This window comes from Streptomyces sp. NPDC058650 (genome assembly GCF_042717315.1).
Classification (GTDB): Bacteria; Actinomycetota; Actinomycetes; order Streptomycetales; family Streptomycetaceae; genus Streptomyces.
On record NZ_JBHXRL010000021.1, the window covers coordinates 17424 to 34103 of the forward strand.

Sequence of the window (16680 nt, forward strand, 5' to 3'; positions counted from 1 at the left end):
TTCAGGGTAGGACCGGGAAGGGGCGAGGGCCCGTCCGTGACGGACGGATCGCGACTACTGGATGGCGCCGCTCGCGCGCAGCATGTCCTCGCGCTCGACGATCTTCACGCGCTCGCGGCCCTGCGGCTCGCCGAGCGCCTTCTCGGCGGCGTCCAGGGCGTACCAGCCCTCCCACGTCGTGTACGTGATGCCCTTGTCCTCCAGGAAGGACACGACCGCGTCCGTCTCCGGGGTCTCGGGCGTCAGCAGACGGCCGTTCGCGAAGTCGTCCAGGAGGTTCGCCACGGTCTCGTTGGCGTCGCCCTTGGTGTGGCCGATGAGGCCGACGGGGCCGCGCCGGATCCAGCCGGTGCAGTACGTGGAGGCCATGTGCGCGCCGGTCTCCTCGATGACCCGGCCGCCCTCGTCCGGCACGGTGCCCGTGGTGGTGTCCCAGGGGAGCTTGGGCAGCTCGTCCGAGAGGTAGCCGACGGCGCGGTAGACGGCCGAGACGTCCCAGTCGGTGGTGACGCCGGTGCCCTTGACGTTGCCGGTGCCGTCGAGCTCGGTGCGCTCGGTGCGGAGACCGACGACCTTGCCGTCCTCGCCGAGGATCTCGACGGGCGACTCGAAGAAGTGCAGGAAGAGCTTGTGCGGGCGGTCGCCGACGTCGCGGATCGCCCAGTTCTCCAGGGTCTTGGCGACCATGTCGGTCTGCTTGTTCTTGCGCCGATCGGCGATCGAGCCGTCGTCGTAGTCGATGTCCTCGGGGTTGACGATGACCTCGATGGTGGGGGAGTGGTCCAGCTCGCGCAGCTCCATGGGGCTGAACTTGGCCTGGGCCGGGCCGCGACGGCCGAAGACGTGGATCTCGACGGCCTTGTTCACCTTGAGGCCGTCGTAGACGTTCGCCGGGATCTCGGTCGGGAGCAGCTCGTCGCTGGTCTTGGCGAGGATGCGGGCGATGTCGAGGGCCACGTTGCCGACGCCGAGGACGGCGACCTTCTCGGCCTCCAGGGGCCAGGTGCGCGGGACGTCCGGGTGGCCGTCGTACCAGGAGGCGAAGTCGGCGGCGCCGTACGAACCGTCGAGCTCGACGCCGGGGATGCGGAGCTCGCGGTCGGCCATGGCGCCGGTCGAGAAGATCACGGCGTCGTAGAAGGAGCGCAGGTCGTCGAGGTGGACGTCGGTGCCGTAGTCGACGTTGCCGAAGAGGCGGACCTGCGGCTTGTCGAGGACCTGGTGAAGGGCGTTGACGATGCCCTTGATGCGCGGGTGGTCGGGGGCGACGCCGTAGCGGATGAGGCCGAAGGGGGCCGGCATCCGCTCGAAGAGATCGATGGACACGCCCGGTTCGGCGGCGGCCTCGGACTTCAGCAGCGCATCGGCGGCGTAGATTCCGGCGGGGCCGGCGCCGACGATCGCGACCCGGAGGGGGCGGGGCATGACGGGATTCCCTTCGCAAGCGAGGTGGCGGCGAAGCCGCCGACACTTAGGTCACCCTAAATAACAACACACGCGAAGTGGTACCCGGGCCCGGTCTATGGACTCATAAGGCGAACTTATGACTTCCATAAGTGTGGCTAGGCGGGTTCCGAGAGGTCGAGGCTACCCGTGAAGGTCTGGACGACCATCGCGATCATGGTGGCGTACATGCCGACCGCGCAGAGGGCGCAGAACAGGCCGAACCAGAGCTCTCCGCGCCGGAAGAACGTGGACCGGGGGAGGATCACATCCGCCGGGTTCGCGGGGTCGTAGCTGATCGTGGTGGACAGTCTGCCCGGCCAGGTGAGCACGTGACGGACCAGGCCCGCGGGGTCCGTGTACAGATACATCCCCGGCCGGTCCGGTGCCTCCACGGCGAGGGTGGTGATGCCGTGCCGTGTGAGACGGAATTCGCGATACCAGCTGTTCAGCGAGATGAGGCTCGTGACGGCGGAGGCCGCCGCGACGAAGCCCAGGGGTACGAAGAGGACGATGCCGGCCGGCTGTCCGGCGACGCCGATGAGGACGCAGAGGAGGACGACCGGGGCGATGGTGGCGGCCGACCACCACTTGACGAGCCGGATATTCCGCTCCCGTCCGCTGACGGGCCGGGTGTGCGTCTCGACGAGCGCGGTCCCGTCGGCCGCCGTGTCCCGCCCGACGGCCTCGGGCAGGGCGGCGTTCACGGCCGCGGCGAACATGGCGGCCGACGCCTCGCTCACCCCGTCGATCCGATGCGTGTACGACGTCGCTCCGGCCGGCGCCGTCAGCTCGACCGTGAGGGACCGCCCCTCGGTGCGGACCCGCGCGATGGCGGCGAGGGGGATGCGTGCCTCGTCGTGACGACGGGTCAGGAGCAGGGCGTCGCCCTCGTACTGGAGGGAGGACTTCCCGCTGCCCTGGATGACGGGTATGGACGGAGTGATCTACATGGGGGTGATCGTAGGGGCGGGCCGACGGCCGGTGAAGCCTCTGTCCGCCGGGGCGATCGGCCCTTCAGGGGTGAACCGGCGGCCCCTCCCTCGAAGCGGACGACGGTGGAGCCGCTGCCGCGCAGGACGAGGGAGGGGTGGTCGTCATCCGGCGATACCGGTGACGAAGGCGGACCAGGCGGCGGCGGGCACGATCAGGACGGGGCCGTCGGTGACCTTGCTGTCCCGGACGGGGACGACGCCGGGGACGTCGTCGAGGACCTCGACGCAGCTGCCGCCCTCGCCGTTGCTGTAGGAACTCTTACGCCAGGCGGCGTCCACGAAGTCGTACGAGACTTCGACGCATTCGCCGCCCTCGCCGTTGCTGTGGGAGCTCTTGAACCAGTGGGCGTTGCTCAGGTCGTACGCGCGCATCGTCTGAAGTCCTCCGCCGCCGACTCGATCAGGGCCAGGGACTCCGCCGGCGACAAGGCGGTGACCCTGAGCAGATCGTAGGCGCGCTGTGCGCGCTTCACCACTGCCGGATCGTCGAGCAGCGTCCCCGAAAACGAGGTCTCTGTATAGGCCGTTGGCGGCTGGTCCTCGAACTCCATGAGTTGCAGCATGCCGTTCATGGAGGCGTGTGCTCCGGCCGAGCGAGGGATCACCGTCACCAGGACCCATCGGTCCCGGATCAGTCTTGCGATGTGGTCGAGCTGCTCCGCCATGACCGCGGGGCCGCCCACAGGGGTGACCACCGTGTTCTCGTGGAGCACGACCCAGAACTCGGGCCTTGTAGCGTCCTTGAGGATCCGGGCCCGGGCCAGTCGCGAGGTGACCTTCTCCTCGATGTACTCCTCCGTGGCGAACGGGTTCGCCGCGACCGTCACCTCCCGTGCGTACTCCGGCGTCTGGAGCAGCCCCGGAACCACCAGCGGCGCGAACTCGCAGATCCTCGTCGCCACCGACTCCAGCTCCGCCACCTCGTGGAAATAAGAGGCGTACGGCGACTTGTTGATGAGTTTGCGTACCGTGCGTTCGAAAATACCGCCGGTTTGTAGTACCTCGTCGATTCTCTGCGCCACATCCAGCTGCGGCTTTCGAATTCCCTGCTCGAACAGCCCGATGTATCCGCCGGACACGAACACGCGTCCGCCCAGCTCGCCCTGCGAGAGCCCCGCCGCCTCGCGGCGCTCCTTGAGGAGCTCCCCGAAGAACTCCCACGTCTCGTCCTGCTTGCCCTTGGCCATGGATTAACTCCCCAACCCTACGCCGCAGTTGTACAGCCTGCGCGTCTGCCGATTCTACGGATCCCGCCCCACCCTGGAGAGGCGAAGCAGGAAATGGATTCAGAAAGGCATACGTTGGTGAAGGAAGACATCATGAAGACGACCGCGGGGGCCATCGAAGCCGCACAAGAGGCAGTGACGGAATTGCGCGAGGCGCTCGCGAGGGCGGGAATCACGCTCCCCTCGCTAGGGCTCGACGTCGTCACCCTCGCCGCCGACCCTCCGAGGCCGCTCGTCGAATTGGGATGCTGCACGGCGGAAACGGCACGGCTCATCGCGGCCGCCCTACTGCCGGGCGAGGAGAGCGGGACATGACACTGCCGATCGGGTCGTACGTCGTGGAGATCCGTACCGGACGGGTCGGGAGAGTGATGGGCCACGAGGGCCCGTACGTCCAGATCCGGCCGCTCGGTGGCGGGCGCGAGTGGGACGTGGAGCCCGAGGGCGTACGCGAGGCGACCTCGTCCGAACGACTGAGCGCCGCCACGGCTCACGTCAACGCCCGGAGCCGGGGCGAGGTGCCCTGAAACCTTCCGCGTCCCCCGGCCGTCACGCCGGCCGGGGGAGCGTGCGTCCGTACGCGAGCAGCAGGAGTTCCTGGGCGGGGCGGCTCTCCACCCGAGCGCCCGCGCCCGTCCCGTACGACCAGTCCAGGTCCGTGGCCCGCAGCGTGACGCCTTCGAGGTCCGCCTTGAAGAAGCGGATCGTCCGAGGGGTGACGGTCTCCAGCAGGATCCGCAGGCGCTTCTCCGGAACCCGGCGTCCGAGGCCGAGCGGGACGGTGATGTCCAGGCCGTGGATCACGTCGTGACCGAGGGCCGTCTCCAGGCCGCCGACCGGCGGCTTCCAGGGGTGATGGGCGTTGTCCCGCAGTGCCGCCGCGAGTTCGCGCGGGGTGAGGGCGGCGGCGTCGCGGCGCGCGAGGCGGTCGGTCATCCGGTGCAGGTTGCCGCGCGCGCGGGCGAGTTCCAGCGCCGTGCTGCCGAACGCGTACCGGAACCCCATGCTCATGTGGCCGGCGACCTCCCGCACGCGCCACCCGTCGCACAGCGACGGCGCGTCCCACTGTTCGTCGGTCAGTCCGTCCAGGACGTCCGCCAGTTCGCGCCGCTCGCCCGCGATCTCCGCCCGCATCTCCGCCGCCGTGGTCTCCATGATCACCAGCGTGCCGAGGGGTTCGTCAGAAGTCCAAGAGCGGGTTCTTCTCGCCGCTAGCATTCCTGCTTATGGAGCTTCGCCAGCTGCAGTACTTCCTCGCCGTCGTCGAGGAGGCCAACTTCACCCGGGCAGCCGCCCGGCTCCACCTCGCGCAGCCGGGGGTGAGCGCCCAGATCCGGCAGTTGGAGCGGGAGCTCGGGCAGCCGCTCCTCGACCGGTCCGGCCGGACCGTGACCACGACCGCCGTCGGTGAGGCGGTCCTCCCCTTCGCGCGGGCGGCGCTCGCGGCCGTCGAGGGGATGCGGCGGACCGTCGACGAGTTCACGGGGCTCGTCCGGGGGCAGGTCACGATCGGGCTCGTGTCCGGCGCCGCCGCCGACGGGTTCGACGTCGCCGCCGTCCTGGCCGACTTCCACGACGACCACACGCAGGTCGAGATATCCCTCACCGAGGACACCTCGGAGCGGATGCTCGCCGCCCTGCGCCGAGGCGAACTCGACCTCGCCGTGATCGGCCTCGCCGACGAGGAGCCCCCGCAGGGCGTCGGCCTCCAGGTCTTCGTGGACGTGCCCCTGGTCGCCGCCATGGCCCCGGACGACCCGCTGCTCACTCCCGACGGCCCCACGTCACTCCCGCTCGCCGCGCTCGCCGGCCGCCCCCTCATCAGCCTCCCGCGCGGAACCGGCCTGCGCGGCGTCCTGGAGCGCGCCTGTACGCGGGCGGGCTTCCGGCCCCAGGTCGCCTTCGAGGCCGCCGCGCCGCACGTCCTCGCGCGCCTCGCCGCGCGTGGCCTCGGTGTCGCCGTCCTGCCGGAGCTCCCGCACGAGGCGGCGGCCGAGCTGGGCCTCCGTACCCTTCCCCTCACCGCACCGGACCTCCGCGGCCGGGTCGCCCTCGCCTGGCCGGCGGACGGCCCCGCCGCCCCGGCGGCCGCGGCCCTCCTCGCCCGTATGCGGAAGGCGTTCCCGGAGGTCCGGCCCGAGGTCCGGCCCGAGGTCCGACCGGGGGCACGGCCTGAGGTCCGGCCTGAGGTCCGACCGGCGGCCCGGCCCGAGGTCCGGCCTGAGGTCCGACCGGCGGCCCGGCCCGAGGTCCGACCGGAGGCCTGAGCGGAGGTCCGACCGGAGGCACGGCCCGAGGTCCGGCCTGAGGCCCGACCGGAGGCCCGGTCCGAGGCCCGAGCGGAGGCGCGGCCCGAGGCGCGGCCCGAGGCACGGCCCCAGGCCCGGCCCGGGACCCGGCCCGACATCCGGCCAGACATCCGGCCCGTGGCCGGGCCGCCCCCGCCGTACGGGAGAATGGGCCCATGAGTCTGTTCCGCGACGACGGCATCGTGCTGCGCACCCAGAAGCTGGGTGAAGCGGACCGCATCATCACGATCCTCACGCGCGGTCACGGGCGCGTACGTGCCGTCGCGCGTGGGGTGCGGCGGACGAAGTCGAAGTTCGGGGCGCGGCTCGAACCGTTCTCGCACGTGGACGTGCAGTTCTTCGCCCGGGGGAGTGAGCTGGTCGGACGCGGGCTGCCGCTCTGCACGCAGAGCGAGACGATCGCCGCGTACGGCGGCGGGATCGTCACCGACTACGCCCGGTACACCGCCGGCACGGCCATGCTGGAGACGGCGGAACGGTTCACCGACCACGAGGGCGAACCCGCCGTGCAGCAGTACCTCCTGCTGGTGGGCGGGCTGCGGACCCTCGCGCGGGGCGAGCACGCGCCCCACCTCATCCTCGACGCCTTCCTCCTCCGCTCGCTCGCGGTGAACGGCTACGCGCCCAGCTTCGACGACTGCGCGAAATGCGGACTCCACGGCCCGAACAGGTTCTTTTCGGTCGGGGCGGGCGGGGTCATATGCGGCGACTGCCGGGTGCCCGGAAGCGTCGTACCCTCTGCGGAGGCCATCGGCCTGCTCAGCGCGCTGCTCACCGGCGACTGGGCGACGGCGGACGCGTGCGAGCCGCGTCACGTCAGGGAGGGCAGCGGACTCGTGTCCGCCTATCTGCACTGGCACCTGGAGCGCGGCCTGCGCTCGCTGCGGTACGTAGAGAAAAGCTAGGTAGGAGAGACCACGTCATGGCCATCGCACGACTGCTCGGTCGCCAGCGCCGGGAGTACAGCACCCCCGAGCCGCACCCCTCCGGCGCCCGCCCGCCGAAGCTCCAGTCGGAGCTCGTCCCGGAGCACGTCGCGATCGTCATGGACGGAAACGGCCGCTGGGCCAAGGAGCGCGGCCTGCCCCGCACCGAGGGGCACAAGGTCGGCGCCGAGCAGGTGCTCGACGTGCTCCAGGGCGCGATCGAGATGGGCGTCGGGTCGATCTCGCTCTACGCCTTCTCCACCGAGAACTGGAAGCGCTCGCCCGAGGAGGTGCGCTTCCTGATGAACTTCAACCGCGACTTCATCCGCAAGACCCGCGACCAGCTCGACGAGCTCGGCATCCGGGTGCGATGGGTCGGCAGGATGCCCAAGCTGTGGAAGTCGGTGGCCAAGGAGCTCCAGGTCGCGCAGGAGCAGACCAAGGACAACACCAAGCTCACGCTCTACTTCTGCATGAACTACGGCGGTCGCGCGGAGCTCACGGACGCGGCGCAGGCGCTCGCGGAGGACGTGAAGGCGGGCCGACTGGACCCCGCGAAGATCACCGAGAAGACCATCCAGAAGTACCTGTACTACCCGGACATGCCGGACGTGGACCTCTTCCTGCGGCCCAGTGGCGAGCAGCGCACCTCCAACTACCTGATCTGGCAGAGCGCGTACGCGGAGATGGTCTTCCAGGACGTCCTGTGGCCGGACTTCGACCGCCGTGACCTGTGGCGCGCCTGTGTCGAATACGCTTCGCGCGACCGCCGCTTCGGCGGCGTCGACCCGGCCGACATGGCCGTCCTCGACAAGGCCTGACCGAAACCAGGGGGGACGGTCATGGAGACGAACGAGCGGATCGAGATTCGCTACCCGGTGGTCTTCGAGGACGTGCGCGAGGCCGTACGGATCCGGATGCTGGCCATCCTCTGGTGGCGGGTGGTGCGGTGGGCGGCGTGGGGCGCCTTCGTCCTCACCCTCCTCGTCGCCGGTCTCGCCCTGCTGTCGCCCTCGCCGGAGCCGGGCGAGGCGGTCAGGATGACGGCGCTCGGCCTCGTGGCCGTGGCCGCCGCCGAGCTGGCGCCCTGGGCGGTCGCCCGGAGCTACTTCGCGGTGGTCAGGGCCCAGGGCGAGGCCACGGCCGTCGTCGAGGAGGACGGGGCGCGCTGGAGCTCCCGGGACACCGAGACGACGATCCGGTGGGCACTGCTGCCCCGGTACGTGGAGACTCCCCGGCTGTTCGTCCTGCTCACGGCCAAGCAGTCCGGCAGCGGCTTCGCCTATCTGCCGAAGCGCGGCCTCACGGAGCCCGGCGAGGTGGACCGGCTGCGGGCGGTCCTCGACCGGAACACCAGCAAGGTCTGAGACGACGAGCAGCGGGCCCGTACCGAAGGGATTCGGTACGGGCCCGCTCTCGTATCCGTACAGGGGCTACTTCATCGCGCACTCCGCGCACGTGCCGAAGATCTCGACCGTGTGCGCCACGTTCACGAAGCCGTGCTCCGAGGCGATCGTCTCGGCCCACTGCTCCACCATCGGGCCCTCCACCTCCACGGCCTTGCCGCAGACGCGGCAGACCAGATGGTGGTGGTGGTCGCCGGTCGAGCAGCGGCGGTAGACGGTCTCGCCGTCGCTCGTGCGCAGCGCGTCGACCTCGCCCGCGTCCGCGAGGGACTGGAGCGTGCGGTAGACGGTGGTGAGGCCGACCGAGTCGCCGCGGTGCTTGAGCATGTCGTGCAGCTCCTGGGCGCTGCGGAACTCGTCCACCTCGTTCAGCGCCGCCGACACGGCGGCCCGCTGCTTGGTCGAGCGGCCTCGTACGGGGGGTCCTGCCGTCACCACGAGGGCCTCCTTGAGTGCTTGTCTGCCCCCGCCATTCTGCCAGTCCCCCGTGCCCCCGGATTCAGCGCCGAGGATCAGACCTTCACGTCGTCCGTCGGGCGCCGGGTCGTCGGCAGCGGGGCGTCGCAGTTCTCCGCGCCCGCCTCGGCCGCCCGGGCCCGCCGCTTGGCGAGCGGGGCGGCGAGGAGGGTCAGGAGGACGAAGACGCCGATCGCGTACAGGACGATCGTCGCGCCGGGCGGGACGTCCTGGTAGTACGAGGTGGCCGTGCCCGCCAGGGTGACCGTGATCCCGGTCGCCACCGCGAGGACGAAGGTCGTACGGAACGACTTCGACAGCTGCTGGGCCGCCGCCACCGGCACCACCATGAGCGCGCTGACGAGCAGCAGGCCCACGACCCGCATGGCGACCGTGACCGTGACCGCGGCCGTGACCGCGATCAACAGGTTCAGGGCGCGCACCGGCAGGCCGGTGACCCGGGCGAACTCCTCGTCCTGGCTGACGGCGAAGAGCTGGCGGCGCAGACCGACCGTGACGAGGACCACGAAGGCGGCGAGGATCGCGATCGCGGTGATGTCCTCGGACGAGACCGTGGAGAGCGAGCCGAAGAGGTACGAGCTGAGGTTGGCGTTGGAGCCGGTCGGCGAGAGGTTGATCAGCAGGACGCCGCCGGCCATGCCGCCGTAGAAGAGCAGGGCGAGCGCGAGGTCGCCGCGGGTCTTCCCGTACGCCCTGATCAGCTCCATGGCGACCGAGCCCACGATGGCGACGATCGTCGCCATCCAGACCGGGCTGGAGTTCAGCAGGAAGCCGAGACCGACACCGGTCATGGCGACGTGGCCGATGCCGTCGCCCATCAGCGCCTGGCGGCGCTGGACGAGGTAGATGCCGACGGCGGGCGCGGTGATGCCGACGAGCACGGCCGCGAGGAGCGCGCGCTGCATGAAGGCGAGATCGAGCATTTCCATGATCAGGTCAGCTTCCTAGGGTCGGCTGTCTCAGGTCAGCAGACCCGTACGGAGCGGCTCACCGGCCGCGTGGGGATGGACGTGGTCGTGGCCGGGGAGCGCGTGCTGGCCGACGGCCTCGGGCGGCGGGCCGTCGTGGACGACGCAGCCGTCGCGGAGGACGACGGCCCGGTCGATCAGCGGCTCCAGCGGGCCCAGCTCGTGCAGGACGAGGAGGACGGACGTACCGCCCGCGACCTGCTCGCGCAGCGTCGCGGCCAGGATCTCCTGGCTCGCGAGGTCCACGCCGGCCATCGGCTCGTCCATGATCAGCAGCTCGGGCTCGGAGGCGAGCGCGCGGGCGATCAGCACGCGCTGGTGCTGGCCGCCGGAGAGCGCGGCGACGGAGTCCTTCGCGCGGTCGGCGAGACCGACGAGCTCGATGGCCGCCTCGACGGCGGCCTTGTCGGCCTTCGTCAGCAGGCCGAAGCGGCGACGGGAGAGCCGGCCGGAGGCGACGACCTCGCGGATGGTGGCGGGGACGCCGCTCGCCGCGGTGGTGCGCTGCGGTACGTAGCCGACGCGGGCCCAGTCGCGGAACCGCTTCTGCTCCGTGCCGAACAGCTCGATCCGGCCGCCGGTCAGCGGCACCTGGCCGATGACGGAGCGGACGGCGGTGGACTTGCCCGAGCCGTTGGCGCCGAGCAGGGCGACGACCTCACCGCGGTGGACGGTGAGGTCGACGCCCCGGAGGACGGGCCGGCCGCCGAGGGCGGCCGTGGCTCCGCGGACGGAAATGACGGGGTCCGGTTCCAGCGCTGCCATGGCTCCTGCCTCCTGCTGTGCTGCTGCGGTCACTTGGCGCCGAGGGCCTTCTTCAGCGCGGCGAGGTTGGACTGCATGACCTCGATGTAGTCATCGCCCTTGGACGTGTCCGTGATTCCCTCCAGCGGGTCGAGCACGTCGGTCTTCAGACCGGTGTCGCCCGCGAGGGTCTTGGCGGTCTTGTCGCTCGCGAGGGTCTCGAAGAAGACGGTGGAGACCTTGTCCTTCTTCGCGATGTCCTGGAGTTCCTTGATGCGGGCGGGGCTCGGCTCGGACTCGGGGTCGATGCCGGTGATGCCCTCCTGCTCCAGGCCGTACCGCTCGGCGAGGTAGCCGAAGGCGGAGTGGGTGGTGATGAAGGTCTTCGTGGTGGTGTTCTCGAGGCCCGTCTCGAACTCGGTGTTCAGGTCGCCGAGCTTCTTCACCAGGGCGTCGGTGTTCTTCTCGTAGTCCGCGGCGTTCGCCGGGTCGGCCTTCTCCAGGGCGGTGCCGACACCCTTGGCGACCTCGGCGTACTTCACGGGGTCCAACCAGATGTGCGGGTCGGTGCCGGCCTCGGTGGAGTGGTCGTGGCCCTTCTCCTCCGCCGCGTGGCCCTCTTCCTCCGCCGCGTGCTCCTCAGCGGAGTGCTCTTCGGTCCCGTGCTCGTGGCCGACCTCGGTGCCGTGCGCTTCGAGCTTCGTGAGGGTGGCGGCGTCGACGGTGTTCTTGACGCCGGCCTGGGCGATGGCGTCGTCGACGGCGGGCTGGATGCCCTTGAGGTAGAGGACGACGTCGGCCTCGCCGAGCTCGCCGATCTGCTTCGGCTTGAGCTCCAGGTCGTGGGGTTCGACGCCGGGCTTGGTGAGCGTGGTGACGGCGACATGACCGCCGCCTATCTGCTCGGCCAGGTACTGCATGGGGTAGAACGACGCGACGACGTCCAGCTTGCCGCCGGTCCCCTTGTCCGCGGCGTCCGAGGTCCCGGCGCAGGCGGACAGGGAGACGATGCCGAGGGCGACGGCTCCGGCGAGGGCGGTGGTGGGTATCAGGCGTCGTACGTTCATGACACTCATTTTCAACAAAATTGGAAACGATTGTCAATTGTCATATGTGTGGCCCCGCCCACGCGGGACCTCGCGCGCCCCCGGCACCGAACCGATTTGATGCGGGGGGTACGGGCGCCGGTAACCTGTGGCATTCGCACTTCGTCGTCGTAATGAAGAGAGCACCGTGGCCGCCGACAAGATCGACACCATCGTCAGCCTGAGCAAGCGCCGTGGCTTCGTCTACCCGTGCAGCGAGATCTACGGTGGCCAGCGCGCCGCCTGGGACTACGGACCGCTGGGTGTCGAACTCAAGGAGAACCTGAAGCGTCAGTGGTGGCGGTACATGGTCACCGCGCGCGAGGACGTCGTCGGCATCGACTCGTCGGTGATCCTGGCCACCGAGGTCTGGGAGGCGTCCGGTCACGTCGCCACCTTCACCGACCCGCTGACCGAGTGCACCTCCTGCCACAAGCGCTTCCGCGCCGACCACCTGGAGGAGGCGTTCGAGGCGAAGCACGGCCGTCTCCCCGAGGGCCTCACCGAGCTCAACTGCCCCAACTGTGGCAACAAGGGCACCTTCACGGAGCCCAAGCAGTTCTCCGGCCTGCTCTCCACCCACCTCGGCCCGACCCAGGACTCCGGCTCCGTCGCCTACCTGCGTCCCGAGACCGCGCAGGGCATCTTCACCAACTTCGGCCAGGTGCTGCAGACCTCGCGCAAGAAGCCGCCGTTCGGCATCGCGCAGATGGGCAAGTCCTTCCGGAACGAGATCACTCCGGGCAACTTCATCTTCCGCACGCGCGAGTTCGAGCAGATGGAGATGGAGTTCTTCGTCAAGCCGGGCGAGGACGAGCAGTGGCAGGAATACTGGATGGAGCAGCGCTGGAACTGGTACACCGGCCTGGGTCTCCGCGAGGAGAACATGCGCTGGTTCGAGCACCCGGCGGAGAAGCTCTCCCACTACTCGAAGCGCACCGCGGACATCGAGTACCGCTTCTCGTTCGGTGGCAGCGAGTGGGGTGAGCTGGAGGGCGTCGCCAACCGCACGGACTACGACCTGAACGCGCACTCCAAGGCCTCCGGCAACGACCTGCAGTTCTTCGACCAGGAGGCCGGCGAGCGCTGGACCCCCTACGTCATCGAGCCGGCGGCCGGCGTCGGCCGCGCGATGCTGGCCTTCCTGCTCGACGCGTACAACGAGGACGAGGCCCCCAACGCCAAGGGCGTCATGGAGAAGCGCACCGTCCTGCGCCTCGACCCGCGCCTGGCCCCGATCAAGGTCGCGGTCCTGCCGCTCTCGCGCAACCCGCAGCTCTCGCCGAAGGCCAAGGGCCTCGCGGCCGACCTGCGCCAGAACTGGAACATCGAGTTCGACGACGCCGGCGCCATCGGCCGCCGCTACCGTCGCCAGGACGAGATCGGCACCCCGTTCTGCGTGACCGTCGACTTCGACACCCTCGACGACAACGCGGTGACCGTGCGCGAGCGCGACACCATGAAGCAGGAGCGCGTCTCCCTCGACCAGATCCAGGGCTACCTGGGCAGCCGCCTGCTCGGCTGCTGACCCCGCTCGCGGTCCGCTCGTCTTCACGCGAAAGCCCCCGACTCCGGAAGGAGCCGGGGGCTTTCCCGTGCGTGGGGGGAGGGGGAGGCGTGTGCCGTCACGGGTGTAGGACATGTCAACCACGGGAAGGGATAAGGGATTTGATGGATCGACAGTCGATCATTCCGCTACCGTAAGAGGACCGAGATACCAGGCCGCGTCGTGCGCATGGGTTCGACGTCCTCCACGGAATGGTCCGGGGAGGGCTTCGGAGGCCTCGGGGCGCTTCTTCGCGGCGGCCCGGGCTGTCGCCGGTGAGGGTGGTTACCTTCCGCAAGGTCTGATCCCGCACCGCCGTGACATCTGCGCACCGGGTGGCGGACGTACACGCGGTGCGCGGCAGCAGTGCACTCCGCGCTCGCCGATCCCCGTTCACCGGGCGTGGGGAAGCGAGAGGGCCCCCGGCAAAGGTGCCGGGAACACCCCGAACGTGCCCACGGAGTTGATCTTCCATGCCTCCTGGGAGCAGAGCCGCCCGTCTCTACGCGATCGATGACGGAGGAGACGGCCGTTCCCTGATCTCCTTCGCCTCCTTACGTCTCGACCTTCCCCTCGTGCGCGCCGCGCGGCAGATCTGGCAGGGGTTCCGCACCGAGCTGGCGGCCGATCCCCGACTGCTCATCCCCACCCACGCACAGCTTCACGCCGTGGATCTGGCCCGCGCCCGCGGCCCCCACCTCCACGTCTCCCGCAGCACCGACAGGTCCGTGCACAAGAGGAACACCCGGGACGTGATCCTGCGCGGCCTCCAGACCATCGCGACCATGCCCAGCGGGCAGGTGCGTGTCGTCTACCGGCGCACCGAGCGGTACGGCCGGGACCGGCCCGATCTCTTCGCCGTCCTCCTCGCCAAGATCGACGAGGAGCTGGCCGAGGCCGGCACCCGCGGGATCGTCCTCGTCGACGGAGACGGGACGGAGCGCGCACTGGCCGACGCGATCACGCGTCTGCCGGACGGCGGGCGGCGGATCGCCGGCGGGGTCCGGTTCCGCCGGTCCCGGGACCACGACCTGCTCCAGGCGGCCGACATGATCGCGTACACGGGGCATCAGGCCGTCGCCAAACGGGACGCGGGGATCGACATGGCCCACTGGTTCGGCGCCACGTTCCCGCACGCGGAGGGGCCGAGCGCGCACTGAAGAGCGCAGACGAAGGGCCGGCCCCCGGCGAGGCCGGGGGCCGGCGGGCAGGACCTGGTCCGCCTCGGCGGACCAGAACCGCGATTTCAGTCTTCCATACACATCCGAGATCAGGAGGGGTCCGATGCCCGCTTCCCACCCGGGAGCGCCTGTCGAGATCGAGTGGGGCAGCCAGCGGATCGAGGTGGCCGACGTGCTCCGGGAGCTTCCGGACGCGTCGGCCGTCGACGACCGCCACGCCCTGGTGAAGGCGGGCCTCGACAGCCCGCTCGCCGTGCTGCCGGAGGATTCCTGGCACGCCCTGGCCCGGGCCGTGGTGACACCCGCGACCGCGGCACTGCAACTGTCGAGCTCGCACGACGCCCAGAGCAGTCTGCTCCTGGAGGAGTCCGTGGACGGGGCACTGCTTCGCTCCGTCCACTCCCGGATATGGCTGTACGAGCTCTTCCCCGGCATTCAGCCCCGCACGGCCCAGGAGCTGCTGGGCACCGAGGACCCCCTCGTGGAGGGCGTGGCGGAGGCCGGGCGTCCGCAGGCGGTGCTGCGCTACCGCTACAAGAGCCTCAAGCATCTGCGGGACCACATCTGGCAGACCATCTCGGTCACCCAGAGCCGCAATTCCTACGCGGAGTCCATCCTGGCCCGGCGCGTCACCCGGGCTCTGATCGCGCACCCGGTCATCTACGAGTTCGACGACGGTACGGAACCGGTCCACGCGCTGGTGGCGCGGGACGGCATCACCCGCCTGGCCAGTGCGTGGCGGGTGCTCGCGGGACCCGAGAGCGGGCCGGAGGAGGCGGCCGAGCTGGCGGCGGACGTCCTGACGGCGCGACTCGCGACCGGCGTGGGAGGGGTGGCGAAGCCGCTCACGCAGAGGATGGCGCTCGCCCGGGAGCTGCGGCGCAAGGAGCTCCGCGAGGAGTTCCACCAGAAGATCGGCCGGCCCCAGGACTCGGTGGAGTTCCTCAAGGCCGTCCAGATCGGACAGTCCTACACCCTGCCCGCCCACGTGGCCGTCGGGGTGCTCCCGAACGGTGGTACGTCGCTCGACGCGCGGGACGTGTTCGATGACGCCCTGCACTCCGTACTCGCCTCCATCCACGTGGAGTTCAAGGCCTGGGACGACGCCGCGCAGAACGTCGAGGTGGCCACGCGGGCCCTGAAGCACGTGGTGCTGAGCCGGCAGGACGAGGGCCTCACCGCGGTGTACGAGCTGGCCGTCGGCCGGCGGACCGCGTCCCAGACGCCTGAGGTGTACGGCGATCCGGCCGTGCCGCCGACGGGCCTGTGGCGCGCGGTCCGCCTCCTCCACACCCTGACTCGACCCGCCATCTCCGACGCCCTGCGCAACCGTGCGAAGGAGATCAAGGGCGACCGGCGCATGACCGACAAGGGATACGCGGCGCTCCTGGGGCCGGTGGTCGACAAGCCGTGGCGGGCGACGAAGAAGGCCGCGGCCGCGCAGGCCCGCAACGCCTGGAGCAACGGTGGCGTGCTCTTCAAGGAGGTACTGAAGGACGGCTGGTCACCCATGGTCACGGACGATTTCACCGCCCTTGTGGAGCCCGCGCTCGGTGGGGACCAGAACGCCCGCCTGACCCTCGCCGTCGCCGGTGGGACCGCCCTGATCGCGGACAAGTTGCTGACCAGGAACGTCGGTTCCGCCCTGGGAGCCGTACGAGCCCCCGGCAAGGTCCCCGTCCGCAGCGACGCGCACAAGGTCGTCGAGGGACTGGCCAAGGAGGGCAACGAGCTGGGGCTGTGGACGCTGGCCTTCGCCGCCCAGCGCTTCCAGGACGACGGCCTGCCGCGCAACGCGAGCCAGCAGGAGGGGCTGCCGGCCACCGACGGCTACGGCCACTACGCCGTCGACCTGGAGGCCGAGGACCGCATCCTGCGGGACGACGGGGAACCCGTACCGCTCCTGGAGTGGGACGTGGTCGCCGCGGCCCACCCGGACAAGGTGAAGGCGCCCGAGGCGCCCGAGCCGCCCGCGGCGGGCGGCGGCGACGGCGGCGACGACGCCGGCGAGGGCGATGCGGCGGGGGCCGAGGAGGGCGTGGACGCGTTCGCGGTGGAAGAGGAACCGGCGCAGGACGAGGAGCCCTTGCCGCCCGGCCAGCAGATCGCGGCCCTGCGCAAGGACCTCCGGCTCGCACTGGAGAACGCGAAGGCCTCCGTGAGCGGGCTGGAAGAGCTGGCGGGGCAGGTCTCCTACCCGCCGCTCTACGGTGGGCGCGAGACGTGGAGCGGCATGTGGGGCGCGGCTCTCGCCGTCTTCACCAGCCTGCAGCTCCACAAGCCGGACGACCAGGCCGAATCGGAGTGACGCACTGACAGCGGGAAGGGCGCCGGATCCGTACGGGATCCGGCGCCCTTCCGTAGGTGTCATCCG

General features: G+C 70.4%; 18 protein-coding genes. 9 read left to right on the forward strand and 9 right to left on the reverse strand.

The window, feature by feature from the left end:
• Positions 1-54: 54 nt before the first annotated feature.
• From ACFWWU_RS29520 to ACFWWU_RS29535, 4 genes are all read right to left on the reverse strand, one after another.
• On the reverse strand, positions 55-1425 hold the full coding sequence (locus tag ACFWWU_RS29520) for an FAD-dependent oxidoreductase (RefSeq protein WP_384149553.1): 1371 nt from the start codon (positions 1423-1425) through the stop codon (positions 55-57).
• A gap of 137 nt (positions 1426-1562) precedes the next feature.
• Positions 1563-2186, reverse strand: a complete 624-nt coding sequence (locus ACFWWU_RS29525) for a hypothetical protein (protein ID WP_384149556.1) — start codon at positions 2184-2186, stop codon at positions 1563-1565.
• 354 nt (positions 2187-2540) lie between these two features.
• Positions 2541-2810: a DUF397 domain-containing protein gene (locus tag ACFWWU_RS29530; protein ID WP_384149559.1), complete on the reverse strand. Its 270-nt coding sequence runs from the start codon at positions 2808-2810 to the stop codon at positions 2541-2543.
• Entirely contained in the window at positions 2792-3625 is an 834-nt protein-coding gene (locus tag ACFWWU_RS29535; RefSeq protein WP_384149562.1) for a Scr1 family TA system antitoxin-like transcriptional regulator, read from the reverse strand. The genes ACFWWU_RS29530 and ACFWWU_RS29535 overlap by 19 nt, the downstream gene beginning before the upstream one ends.
• A 132-nt stretch (positions 3626-3757) precedes the next feature.
• Between ACFWWU_RS29535 and ACFWWU_RS29540 the strand changes: the two genes are divergently transcribed.
• Together ACFWWU_RS29540 and ACFWWU_RS29545 are read left to right on the forward strand one after the other, a co-directional pair.
• Positions 3758-3979, forward strand: a complete 222-nt coding sequence (locus tag ACFWWU_RS29540; RefSeq protein WP_317595023.1) for a hypothetical protein — start codon at positions 3758-3760, stop codon at positions 3977-3979.
• Positions 3976-4191, forward strand: a complete 216-nt coding sequence (locus ACFWWU_RS29545) for a hypothetical protein (RefSeq protein WP_055643552.1) — start codon at positions 3976-3978, stop codon at positions 4189-4191. The genes ACFWWU_RS29540 and ACFWWU_RS29545 overlap by 4 nt, the downstream gene beginning before the upstream one ends.
• Before the next feature lie 22 nt (positions 4192-4213).
• On the opposite strand, the gene ACFWWU_RS29550 is transcribed toward ACFWWU_RS29545, so the two are convergent.
• Complete coding sequence (locus ACFWWU_RS29550; RefSeq protein WP_384149566.1) at positions 4214-4819, reverse strand: maleylpyruvate isomerase family mycothiol-dependent enzyme; 606 nt, start codon at positions 4817-4819, stop codon at positions 4214-4216.
• 71 nt (positions 4820-4890) lie between these two features.
• Between ACFWWU_RS29550 and ACFWWU_RS29555 the strand changes: the two genes are divergently transcribed.
• The 4 genes from ACFWWU_RS29555 (at position 4891) to ACFWWU_RS29570 (ending at position 8266) form a co-directional block, all read left to right on the forward strand.
• Positions 4891-5931 carry a LysR substrate-binding domain-containing protein gene (locus tag ACFWWU_RS29555; RefSeq protein WP_384149568.1) on the forward strand — a complete coding sequence of 347 codons (1041 nt, stop codon included), beginning with the start codon at positions 4891-4893 and terminating at the stop codon, positions 5929-5931.
• Positions 5932-6128: 197 nt separating this feature from the next.
• Positions 6129-6878 (forward strand): DNA repair protein RecO, encoded by a 750-nt coding sequence (recO, locus tag ACFWWU_RS29560; RefSeq protein WP_055643554.1) that lies wholly within the window; start codon positions 6129-6131, stop codon positions 6876-6878.
• Positions 6879-6895: 17 nt separating this feature from the next.
• A complete protein-coding gene (locus ACFWWU_RS29565) occupies positions 6896-7720 on the forward strand; it encodes an isoprenyl transferase (RefSeq protein ID WP_384149571.1) in 825 nt (274 codons plus the stop codon).
• A 21-nt stretch (positions 7721-7741) separates the two neighbouring features.
• The gene (locus tag ACFWWU_RS29570) at positions 7742-8266 is read left to right on the forward strand and encodes a YcxB family protein (protein ID WP_384149574.1); all 525 of its coding nucleotides are present in this window, start codon (positions 7742-7744) and stop codon (positions 8264-8266) included.
• Positions 8267-8332: 66 nt separating this feature from the next.
• Here ACFWWU_RS29570 and ACFWWU_RS29575 read toward each other — a convergent pair whose 3' ends face one another.
• From ACFWWU_RS29575 to ACFWWU_RS29590, 4 genes are all read right to left on the reverse strand, one after another.
• The gene (locus ACFWWU_RS29575; RefSeq protein WP_317595008.1) at positions 8333-8743 is read right to left on the reverse strand and encodes a transcriptional repressor; all 411 of its coding nucleotides are present in this window, start codon (positions 8741-8743) and stop codon (positions 8333-8335) included.
• A 74-nt stretch (positions 8744-8817) separates the two neighbouring features.
• Positions 8818-9711 (reverse strand): metal ABC transporter permease, encoded by an 894-nt coding sequence (locus ACFWWU_RS29580; protein WP_384149577.1) that lies wholly within the window; start codon positions 9709-9711, stop codon positions 8818-8820.
• 30 nt (positions 9712-9741) lie between these two features.
• Entirely contained in the window at positions 9742-10515 is a 774-nt protein-coding gene (locus ACFWWU_RS29585) for a metal ABC transporter ATP-binding protein (RefSeq protein WP_384149580.1), read from the reverse strand.
• Between the two features lie 29 nt (positions 10516-10544).
• Positions 10545-11561, reverse strand: coding sequence for a metal ABC transporter substrate-binding protein (locus tag ACFWWU_RS29590; RefSeq protein ID WP_384149583.1), 1017 nt, complete (start codon positions 11559-11561; stop codon positions 10545-10547).
• 166 nt (positions 11562-11727) lie between these two features.
• Here ACFWWU_RS29590 and ACFWWU_RS29595 point away from each other — a divergent pair, with 166 nt between their 5' ends.
• The 3 genes from ACFWWU_RS29595 to ACFWWU_RS29605 all read left to right on the forward strand — a co-directional run bounded on the left by ACFWWU_RS29595 (position 11728) and on the right by ACFWWU_RS29605 (position 16614).
• On the forward strand, positions 11728-13107 hold the full coding sequence (locus tag ACFWWU_RS29595; protein WP_384149586.1) for a glycine--tRNA ligase: 1380 nt from the start codon (positions 11728-11730) through the stop codon (positions 13105-13107).
• Between the two features lie 491 nt (positions 13108-13598).
• Positions 13599-14285: a DUF3800 domain-containing protein gene (locus tag ACFWWU_RS29600; protein WP_384149589.1), complete on the forward strand. Its 687-nt coding sequence runs from the start codon at positions 13599-13601 to the stop codon at positions 14283-14285.
• Positions 14286-14409: 124 nt separating this feature from the next.
• Positions 14410-16614, forward strand: coding sequence for a hypothetical protein (locus ACFWWU_RS29605; protein WP_384149592.1), 2205 nt, complete (start codon positions 14410-14412; stop codon positions 16612-16614).
• Positions 16615-16680: the final 66 nt, after the last annotated feature.